A 10232-nucleotide genomic window follows, 5' to 3' on the forward strand; every position below is an offset into this window, starting at 1 on the left:
CCGGCCATAGGTGAACACCGCGTCCGCCGCTCCACCGGAGATGGAGTTACGCACGTGGTAGGTCGCCTCACGACGCACCGCCAGGGTGTCCAGGTCGTCGCCGTCCCAGTCACCGACCAGGACGTCGTCATCGGCCCGGCCGTAGTTGAACACCACATCAGCGTCCCCACCCAGCAGGTGGTTCTTCACGTGGTACTCACTACCGCGACGCACCGCGAACGTGTCGGCGCCGTCACCGTCCCAGTCACCGACCAGCACGGTGTCACCCTCGCGGCCGTACCGGAAGGTCCAGTCGGCGTCCCCGCCGCGGGGCGCGTTGGACACGTGGAACACGTTCCCACGACGCACCGCGATCGAGTCGGTCCCGTCACCGTCCCAGTCACCGACGAACACCTCATCGGCGATCCGCCCGTACTTGAAGAAGTGATGCGTCGTGCCCCGCCAGTTATCACTCAGGTGGAACTCCGCCGCACCCGACGACGGCGGCGGCTCCTCGCCGTCCGAGTCGCCGGTGAGGTACTCGAAGCCGGTGGTGACGAAGTCCTCGCCCTCCGGAGCCTGGTCGAACTCGAGGACGTAGTACGCGATCTCCGCGTGGTCCCGAGCAGCGGCCAAGATGCCCTGCAGGTCGACCTCGCCCTCACCCAGGTTGGTGAAGCTCGGACCATCATCCTCACCGAGGCCGATGGCGTCCTTGATGTGCAGCATCTCGATGCGGTCGCCGTGCTCCTCGATGAGAGCCGGCACGTCCACACCAGCATGCGCGGCCCAGGCCACGTCGAGCTCGAAGGTCACGAGCTCCGGGTCGGTCTGGTCCACCAGGATCTCCCAGACCGAGAGCTCCTCACCGTTGTGCTCGAAGGTGGTGGTGAACTCGCTGTCGTGGTTGTGACCGAAGAACTTGCCCACACCGGCGTCGACCGACCGCTGACCCAGCCGGTTCATCGTCTCAGCCGTCGCCAGCGTGTCCTCGTAGGAGTCGAAGCCCGGAGCGGCAAAGCCACCAGAGCCCATGTACTCCTGACCCAGCGTCTCGGCGTACGCGAGCGTCTCGTCGAAGGTGTCCTCGTCGGTGTTGTAGTGCGAGGACGGGACGCTCAGGCCGAGCTCGTCGACCATCGACCGGAAGTCCTCGGCCGAGATGCCGTCGAAGTTGCCGCCGTACGGCTCGATGTTCTCGAAGCCGATCTCGGACAGCCGCGCGAGCACCGGCTGGAGGCCGGCCTCTTCGACCCACGGGGGCAGCGAGTACATCTGGATCGAGACCTGGTCGGCCGGAACCGTGATCGGCTCATCCGGCTCACCCGGCTCGCCGGGTGTCTCACCGGAAGCGGTGAAGGTGAGCGCGTCGAGGTCGACGCCGCCCGTGCTGGTGACGACGACCGAGCCGGACCCCTCGGGGATCTCCTCGAGTGCGGTCTCGACGTCCTGCCAGCCGTCCCCGCCGGTGAACTCGATGTCGGCGAACGACGACTCCGCGTCACCCCAGCTCAGCGAGATGGTTCCCTCGCCGGAGCCACGCGCAGTGACGGTGTCGATGGCGTCGCCGCTCGCGGCGTGGCTGAGCGCCATCGGCGCGAAGGTGAGCGAGTCACCCTCCTCGAACTCGGTGACGTAGGAGCCCGCGCTGGCCTCGCTGTCGTCAGCGACGCTGATACCGTCCGCCGCGTCGTACCACTCGGCCTGCTGGACCTCTGGCTTGAGGATCAGCGTGGTCTCGCCGGTGGTGGCCGGGACCTCGCCCTGCGGCTCGTCCGTGTAATTGACGACGAGGGAGCCGAAGATCTTCTCGCCCTCGCCGTGCTCGACGGCGCTCTCGTTGGTCTCGAGCGTGAACTCACAGTTCTCGTCCGCCGTGCCGGAGACCTCCGGGTGCGCGTGCTCGTTGTGGCCCAGCCCGAAGATGAAGCTCACGCGTTCACACTCGGGAGTGTCGCCGTCCTCGGCGTCAGACACCGAGACATTGACGGTGACGTCGTCGCCCCAGTCGAAGATCGCGCCGTCATCGACGCTCAGCGTGATCTCCGGGGCGGTGTTGCCCACGGTGATCTGCTGGACGGCCCTGCCGACCAAGCCCTCCGGGTCGGTCACATGAAGGACCGCGCCGAACTGGCCGAGCTCGGGGTAGGTGTGGCTGACGGTCACACCCTCGTCGTCGATCTCCCCGTCGCCGTCGAAGTCCCACTCGTAGGTGAGCTCGCCCTCCTCGGGGTCGAACGAGTCGGAGGCGTCGAACGCGACCTCGAGCGGTGCGTCACTGCCCGAGACGGGGTCGGCCGTGAAGGCTGCCCGCGGCGTCTTGTTGTCGGGGTTGTGGTCGATCCGGTAGATACCGGCTTCGGGGTTCTGGGTGAAGAAGCCCTTGCCGTACTCGAGCACGTACATGCTGCCGTCCGGACCGAACTCCATGTCCATGATGCCGGACCACGGCGGCGCGTTCTCGGTCTCGAGCACCTCGTTCGGCAGGAAGTTGTGGATATCGGTGACTTCACCAGCACTGCTGAGCTCGTCCATCTCGAAGGCCGCGATGTAGTCCTGGGAGAACTCGGCCATGAAGGCCACGCCGTCCCAGGTCTCCGGGAACTTCGTCGGGGAGTCGAGCTCCTCGTCGAAGCGGTAGATCGGGCCACCCATCGGTGCCTGACCCCCGGTCTCGGTGAAGGTGACGAGACCGTCCCACGCCTCGGGCTGGTCGCCGGGGCTGTCCCCGTACCAGATCTGCGGCTCGGTCACCGGCGGGAGCTGCTCCAGCCCGGTGTTCCAGGTGGAGTTGTTCACCGGGCCTGCGTCGCAGTCGAAGGTGAGGTCACCGGGCTGCTCGTTCTCGTAGTCCCACTCGTTGTAGGCGCCGCCGTCGTTGGGGCCGTGGCAGTAGGGCCACCCGCCGTTCATCGGCTCGGTGGTCAGCTGCCACTCGACGTAGCCCATGGGTCCGCGGTCGTCCTGCGCGGAGCCGGCGTCGGGGCCGTAGTCGCCCCAGGTCAGTGCGCCCGCCTCGATGTCGTAGTCGATGCGGAACGGGTTGCGCAGGCCCATGACGTAGAGCTCTTCACGCACGAGGTCGGCGTCATAGTCGCCGGAGTTGAAGAGGTTGCCCTCGGGGATCGTGTACGTGCTGTCCGGGCCGGGCTCGGCGCCGGCCTCGATCTCGTCGTTCACGTTGATCCGCAGGATCGCACCACGCAGGTCGTTGGTGCTGCCCGCGCCGCGGCGCGAGTCGAAGCCCGGGTTCATGCCGGGGGCGTTGTTGATCGGGGTGTAGCCGTCGGCACCGGGGGTGCTGGCCGGGGTGTTGTCACCGGTCGACAGGTACAGGTTGCCGTCGCCGTCGAAGGCAATGTCGGCCCCGACGTGGCAGCACTGGCCGCGCTGGGCGTCGACCTTGATGATCTGCTGCTCGGAGTCCAGGTCGAGGGTGCTGGTCTCGGGGTCCCACTGGAACCGGGAGAGCACGTTGTAGCCGAGCCACTGGTCCCAGTAGCTCTCGTCCTCGCCCTCGGGCAGCTGCTCGGGGGCGCTGCCGGACGGCGTGGTCTCGGGATAGTCCACCCCGGTGGGAGAGGTTCCCGACATCACGCGGGGCGCGTAGGCCATGTAGACCCAGTTGTTCTCCTCGAAGTTCGGGTCGATGGCGATGCCTTGGAGCCCGTCCTCCGAGTTCGCGTAGACGTCGACCTGCGCGACCTCCTGGGTCACGGCGGTCTCCGGGTCCGTCAGACGGACGACGCCGTCTCGGGCGGTGTGCAGGACTCTCGAGTCCGGCAGGACCGCGAGGTCGATCGGCTCACCGGTGTTCTTGGTGAGCAGGATCTTCTCGTAGTCGTTCCAGTCGGTCTCGGCGTCGGCCTCGACGGCCGGCGTGTCAGCCTCGGCGCCCGCTGCGGGGTCCTCGGCGTGCTCGGAGTGCGCTAGCGCCCCGCTGATCGTCAGTGGTAACACCAGAGCGGCGGACAGCACTGCCGCCGCGCCTCGGGCCGACCATCGGCCGCCCATTGAACTTCTGGCCACAATTCCTCCTTGCATCTCCGGAGACGGCCCATGAATCGTGATCATGAGCGGGCCGCTGGCCCGACAGACCGCGGATGCTCCGCTGCGCGTCGGCCCGATCCGGTTGTGGTTTTCCGGCCCTCGGCTACGAGGACCCGCGTGCCCGGGAACCACGTGTCCCGGCTCACACGCCAACGACCGTAAGGACGACCTTTCGCGAAAGTCAAGCCAAAAGTTCGGGTTGCGGATGACGAAATGGGTGCTACGTCAACGCATTTACTTTGGCGGCGTTGCGCCGCTCGTGTGGGCCTCCGACACGACGCGGGCCGCGAGCGCCGCCGCGTCCGCCGCGGCGCCACAGCGGGGCCCGCAGCCGTGATGGCTGCGGGCCCTGCCGTGGTGCTGCTCNAAATGGGTGCTACGTCAACGCATTTACTTTGGCGGCGTTGCGCCGCTCGTGTGGGCCTCCGACACGACGCGGGCCGCGAGCGCCGCCGCGTCCGCCGCGGCGCCACAGCGGGGCCCGCAGCCGTGATGGCTGCGGGCCCCGCCGTGGTGCTGCTCGATGGTCAGCTGAGTCAGCCGGCGACCACCTCGGCGATCGCGTCGAGAACCGAGCCGGCGAAGCCTGAGCGGTCGGCACCTGAGCCGTCGGCACCTGAGCCGTCGGCGAGCCCGCCGACCGGGCGGCGGATACCGAGGGTGTCGGTCCCGTTGCTGTCCCAGTCACCCATGTAGACCTCGTCACCGAGGCGGCCGAAGGTCACCACCGTGTCCGCGTCCCCGCCACGCAGGGAGTTGTTCACGTGGTACGTACGACCCCGCTGCACCGCGAAGGTGTCGGTGCCGTTGCCGTCCCAGTCACCGGCGTGGGTGACATCGTCGGGGCGACCGTAGGCGAAGACCACGTCGGCGTCGCCACCGATGAGGGAGTTCTTCACGTGGTACACCGCACCTCGACGGATCGCGAGGGTGTCCACGCCGCTGGCGTCCCAGTCACCGACCAGCACCTGGTCGGTCTCGTGACCGTAGGTGAAGGTGACGTCGGCGGGGCCCCCGGTCAGCGAGTTCCTCACGTGGTACTCGGCCCCGCGGCGGACCGCGAAGGTGTCCGTACCGTCACCGTCCCAGTCGCCCACGAGGATGACGTCACCGGGCCGGCCGTAGGTGAGCACCACATCGGCGTCCCCACCACGCAAGTCGTTGGACACGTGGAACGTGGCGCCCCGGCGCACCGCGATGGTGTCCTGGCCGTCACCGTCCCAGTCACCGATGAACACCTCGTCGGCCATCCGACCGAACATGAAGTGCACGGCGGTGGTGCCACGCCAGTCGTTGCTGAGGTGGAAGTCCCCCGTCCGCTGGTCCGGCGGAGGTGCTTCCTCGGTGGAGAAGGTGTGGCTCCACTCAGTGGCAGCACCGTCGGCGAGCACGAAGCCCGCCGCGGCCTGAGCCGTGACGGTCACGGTGCCCTCACCCTCGTGGGTGCCGGCCGCCACGACCTCACCGTCGATGAGGTACTCCACGCCAGGGACGCGCGGCACCGTGTAGGTGTCGCTCGCCGTGCCGTACTCGTCGGAGAACGTCACCGCGGCGGTCGTGACCTCGATCGGGCGGGACCCCTCCTCGCCAGCCTCCTGGCCGGTGAGGTACTCGAAGCCGGTCGATGCGAAGTCCTCACCGTCCGGGGCCTGGTCGTACTCGAGCACGTAGAGCTCGACGGTCTCCTGCGCCCGGGCAGCGGCGAGGATGCCCTGCAGGTCCACGTCGCCCTCACCAAGGTTGGTGAAGTTCGGACCATCGTCCTCACCGAGGCCGGTGGCGTCCTTGATGTGGAGCAGCTCGATGCGGTCGCCGTACTCCTCGATGAGCCTCGGGACGTCGACCCCGGCGTGCGCCGCCCAGCCGACGTCCAGCTGGAAGGTGACGTACTCGGGGTCGGTCTCCTGGACGAGGATCTCCCACGCCGACATCTCCTCGCCGCCGTGGTTGTACACGGTGGTGAACTCACGGTCGTGGTTGTGGCCGAAGAGCTTGCCGACCCCGGCCTCGACGGACCGCTCACCGAGCCGGTTCATGGCCTGCGCCGTCTCCAGCGTGCGGCCGTAGGTGCTGATGCCGGGATCCGGGAAGCCGCCCGAGCCGACGTACTCCTGGCCCAGCGTCTCGACGTAGTCCAGGGTCTGGTCGAACGAGTCCTCGTCGACGTTGTAGTGCGACGAGAGCACGTTCAGGCCGATGAGGTCGGTCATCGCACGGAACTCCTCGGCGGTCCAGCCGCGCAGGTTCCCGCCGAAGGGCTCGATGTTCTCGAGGCCGATCTCCGCCAGGCGCGCGAGCACCGACGGAAGACCTGCCTCACGGACCCAGGGGATGAGCGAGAACATCTGGATCGAGACATTCTCCGTCGGGACGTGGATCGGCTCGAACTCGCCGGCCTCCTGGCCGGTGAGGTACTCGAAGCCGGTCGTCACGAAGTCCTCGCCGTCAGGGGCAAGGTCGTACTCCAGGACGTAGTACGCCATGGGCGCGAACTCCTGCGCGGCGGTGAGGATCTCCTGGAGCGGGACCTCTCCCTCACCGAGGTTGGTGAAGTTCGGACCATCGTCTTCACCGAGGCCGGTGGCGTCCTTGACGTGCATCAGCTCGATCCGGTCCCCGTACTCCTCGATGAGAGCCGGGACGTCCACACCAGCGTGCGCCGCCCAGCCGACGTCCAGCTGGAAGGTGACGTACTCCGGGTCTGTCTCGGCCACCAGGATCTCCCACGCCGACATCTCCTCACCGTTGTGCTCGTACACGGTGGTGAACTCACGGTCGTGGTTGTGGCCGAAGAACTTGCCGATCTCGGCCTCGACGGACCGCTGACCGAGCCGGTCCATCGTGGCGGCCGTGGCCAGCGTGTTCTCGTAGCTACCGATCCCCGGATCCGCGAAGCCACCCGAGCCGACGTACTCCTGGCCCAGCGTCTCGACGAACTCCAGCGTCTGGTCGAAGGTCTCCTCGTCGGTGTCGTAGTGCGAGGACGGCACGCTCAGGCCGAGGGTGTCGGTCATCGCGCGGAACGCCTCGGCCGTGTAGCCGTTGAAGTTGCCGCCGTAGGGCTCGATGTTCTCGAAGCCGATCTCCGCGAGGCGGGTGAGCACGGGCCGCAGGCCCGCGTCGTCGACCCACGGGATGAGGGAGAACATCTGCACCGAGACCTGCTCCACGGGGATGCGGACCGGGCCGGTCTCACCGGATGCGGTGAAGGTGAGGGTGTCGAGGTCGACGCCCCCCGTGCTGGTCACGACGACCGAGCCGGAGCCCTCGGGGATGTTCTCGAGGGTGGTGGTGACGTCCTGCCAGCCGTCCTCGCCGGTGAACTCGACGTTCGCGAAGGCGGACTCCTCGTCGCCCCAGGTGAGGGAGACGGTGCCCTCGCCGGAACCGCGGACGGTGACGGTGTCGATGACGTCGCCGGTCGGGGCGTTGCGCAGTGCCACTGGCGTGAAGGTGAGCGAGTCACCCTCGTCGAGCTCGGTCACGTAGCGACCGGCGCCGGCCTCGGCGTCCTCGACCACGCTCACGCCCTCGGACGCGTCGTACCACTCGGCCTCCTGCACCTCTGGCTTGAGGATGAGGGTGGCCTCACCGGTCGTCGCAGGGACGTCGCCCTGCGGCTCGTCGGTGTACGTGACGACGAGCGTGCCGTAGATCTTCTCGCCCGCGCCGTGGTCCTGGGCGCTCTCGCTGGTCTCGATGACGATCTCGCAGCCACGGCCGGACTCCTCCGGGTGCGCGTGCTCGTTGTGGCCCAGCCCGAAGGTCCAGCTCACCCGGCGGCAATTCACCTCGGTGTCCTCGGCGTCGGTCACCTCGACGTCGATCGTCACGGTGTCGCCCCAGTTGAAGAACTCGCCGTTGGCCACGCTCAGCGCGATCTCCGGCGCGGTGTTGCCCACGGTGATGTCCTGGACGGACAGGCCGACCTTGCCGTCGGGGTCCGTCACGCGGAGGATCGCGGTGAACTGCCCGAGCTCCTCGTAGGTGTGGCTCACGGTCACGCCGGTGTCGTCCACCTCGCCGTCACTGTTGAAGTCCCACTCGTAGGTGAGGTCCTCATCATCGGGATCGCTGGACGCCGAGGCGTCGAAGGACACCGCGAGCGGTGCCTCGCTGCCCGAGATGGGCTCTGCGGTGAACCGCGCCTGCGGCGTCTTGTTTCCCTCGGCGTAGTCGACCCGGTAGAGGCCGGCGTCCGGGTTCTGGCGGAAGAAGCCGTCCCCGTACTCCAGCACGAACAGCGAGCCGTCCGGACCGAACTCCATGTCCATGACGTTGTCCCAGATGGGCTGGGACGCGGTCTCGAGGTGCTCGTTGGGCAGGAAGTCCTCCACGGCGGTCACCTCGCCGGCCGAGGAGAGCTCGTCGAGCGTCAAGGCGGCGACGTAGTCCCTGGAGAACTCGGCCATGAAGGGCTTGCCGTCCCAGTACTCAGGGAACTGCGAGACCGCCTCGTTGCTCTCGTCGTAGCGGAAGATCGGGCCACCCATCGGGGCCTGACCACCGCCGCTGCCGAACTCGACGAACTCGTCCCACGGCTGGTCACCGACGCTGTCGCCGTAGTAGACCTGCGGCGCGGTCGCCGGCGGAAGCTGCTCGAGACCGGTGTTCCACCGCGAGTCGTTGATCGCGCCGGCCTCGCAGTCGAAGAACTCGCCCGGCGTACCGGAGTCAGGGTCCTGCCCCGCGGCCGGGAAGTTCCAGTTGTTGTAGTTCGCGTTGGGGCCGTGGCAGTAGGGCCACCCGCCGTTCAGCGGCTCGGTGGTCAGCTGCCACTCGACGTAACCCATGGGGCCACGCTGCGGGTCAGGTTCACGGGCGTCAGGACCGTAGTCGCCCCAGACGAGCGCGCCGGCCTCGATGTCGTAATCGATCCGGAAGGGGTTGCGAAGACCCATGACGTAGAGCTCTTCACGCACGAGGTCGGCGTCGTACTCACCGGTGCTGAACAGGTTGCCGTCAGGGATCGTGTAGGTGCTCTCCGGGCCCGGCTCGGCGCCGGCCTCGATGTCGTCGAGCACGTTGATCCGCAGGATCGCGCCACGCAGGTCGTTGGTGTTGCCCGCACCACGACGCGAGTCGAGCCCGGGGTTCATCCCCTCGCCGTCGTTGTTCGGCGCGTAGCCGTTGGCGCCGGGGGTGCCGGCAGGCGTGTTGTCACCGGTGGACAGGTAGAGGTTGCCGTCGCCGTCGAAGGCGATGTCGGCACCGACGTGGCAGCACTGGCCGCGCTGCGCGTCGACCTTGATGATCTCCTGCTCGGAGTCCAGGTCGAGCGTGCCGGTCTCCAGGTCGAACTGGAAGCGGGAGAGCTGGTTGTAGCCGAGCCACTGGTCCCAGTAGGTCGCCGGATCTGCACCTTCGGGCAGCTCCTCGGGGGCGCTGCCGGTCGGGGTGGTCTCCGGGTACTCGACGCCGGTCGGGGACGTACCCGACATCACCCGCGGCGCGTAGGCCAGGTAGATCCAGCTGTTCTCCGCGAAGTCCGGGTCGAGAGCGATGCCCTGGAGGCCGTCCTCGGAGTTCGCGTAGACGTCGAGCTGGGCGATCTCGTCGGTCACGCCCGTCGTGGGGTCCGTCAGGCGGACGACGCCGTCGCGGGCGGTGTGGAGCACTCGCGAGTCGGGGAGCACGGCGAGGTCGATCGGCTCACCGGTGTTCTTCGACAGGAGCACCTTGTCGTAGTTGTTCCAGTCGGTGGCGGTTGCCTCATCGACGGCCGCAATGTCAGCCTGGGTCTCCACGGCTGTGGGGACCTGGGCGTTTCCGGGGTGCGCCTGCGCCCCGCTGATCGTCATAGGTAGTACCAACGCGGCTGACAGCACTGCCGCCGCGCCTCGGGTCGACCATCGGCCACCCGCTGAGCTCTTGACCACGGAATCCTCCTTGACGTATCCGGGAAGCAGCCCGCCGGCCACGATCGTCAACGGGTCGCCGAACCGACAAGTGACGGATGCCCCGCCGCGCGTCGGCCCGATCCGGTTGTGGTTTCGGCCCTCGGCAACGAGAACCCGCGCGCCCTAGACCGCCATCGACCCGAGCCACGCAATCACTGACGCTAGAGAGCAGCTTTCGGCTATGTCAAGGAATCCGTTCGAGTTGCGGTCGACGGATCAGGTGGTACGGCGGGGCATTACTCAGCCACGGGTTCCCGCCAGTCGCCGGTGGCCTGGTACTAGCGTGGGGCCCGCAGCCGGTTG

Annotated in this window: 2 protein-coding genes; both read right to left on the reverse strand. The window is 67.9% G+C overall.

The features are described from left to right. Positions 1–4008: PQQ-dependent sugar dehydrogenase (locus V2J52_RS16870; protein ID WP_331228909.1), on the reverse strand; the 4008-nt coding region annotated here is incomplete at its 3' end. A gap of 557 nt (positions 4009–4565) precedes the next feature. Beyond that, positions 4566–9830, reverse strand: a complete 5265-nt coding sequence (locus V2J52_RS16875; RefSeq protein WP_331228910.1) for a TIM barrel protein — start codon at positions 9828–9830, stop codon at positions 4566–4568. Positions 9831–10232 lie beyond the last annotated feature (402 nt).

This window comes from Georgenia sunbinii (genome assembly GCF_036421875.1).
Lineage (GTDB): Bacteria > Actinomycetota > Actinomycetes > Actinomycetales > Actinomycetaceae > Georgenia_B > Georgenia_B sunbinii.